Source organism: Mesorhizobium sp. A623, assembly GCF_054489405.1.
Genome location: NZ_JBTMXB010000135.1, coordinates 1 through 733, shown reverse-complemented (window position 1 = coordinate 733; position 733 = coordinate 1). Strand labels below are relative to the sequence as shown.

Here is a 733-nt window from a genome sequence, read left to right as displayed (position 1 = left end):
TCACCCGCTATTTCGGCGACGGCGACAAGGTTTTCGCCCTCAAACCTGAATTGGTTTTCGAGCTTGAGCGCAAAGCCGGTGCTGGTATTGGCGCGCTCTATGCCAAATTCATGGGCGCGCAATTCCACTTCACCGACATTCTCGAAATCATCCGGCTTGGCCTGATCGGCGGCGGAATGTCACCAGCCGATGCGCAAATCCAGATCGACACCTACGCCAAGCCGCGCCCGATCTTGGAAACCTATCCGCTCGCCTTCGACATTCTCGAAACCCTTTGGAGCGGCAACCCCGAACCATTGCCGGCAATCGATGAGGTTGCAGCATGAGCGCCGAAACTCTCGAAATCAAAGCGGAGGTTTCGCTAGACGAAGCCGGCACCGTTACGGGCATCGCGTGGCCTTTCGGCGCACCCGATGTTGTCGGCGATACAATCCAGCCCGGCGCGATCAAATTCGCCAAGGCCGTCCCCATGGTCATTGAGCACGACCAGCGCCGCGTTGTCGGCATCTGGGAGGATTTCACCGAAACCGACAAGGGGCTTGAGGTTAAGGGCCGCTTGTTTGTGGAAGGTATCGACCCCGCCGTCGATGCTTACCGGCACCTAAAAGCCCGCTCTATCGCCGGTCTTTCAATCTCTTGGAAGGGCGGAACCTTTCATCGGCGATCCGATGGCGGGCGTGAATTCACCGATCTAACCGTCAACGAAATTTCGCTTTGCAAGAGGCCGGTCAAT

At 57.6% G+C, this 733-nt stretch carries 2 protein-coding genes; both read left to right on the top strand.

Annotation, left to right across the window (positions count from 1 at the left end):
* Window positions 1-326: gene transfer agent family protein (locus ACX3P1_RS28255; protein WP_459083133.1), on the top strand; the 326-nt coding region annotated here is incomplete at its 5' end.
* Window positions 323-733, top strand: a 411-nt coding sequence (locus tag ACX3P1_RS28250; RefSeq protein ID WP_459083131.1) for an HK97 family phage prohead protease, incomplete at its 3' end; no start/stop codon positions are given. The genes ACX3P1_RS28255 and ACX3P1_RS28250, both read left to right, overlap by 4 nt.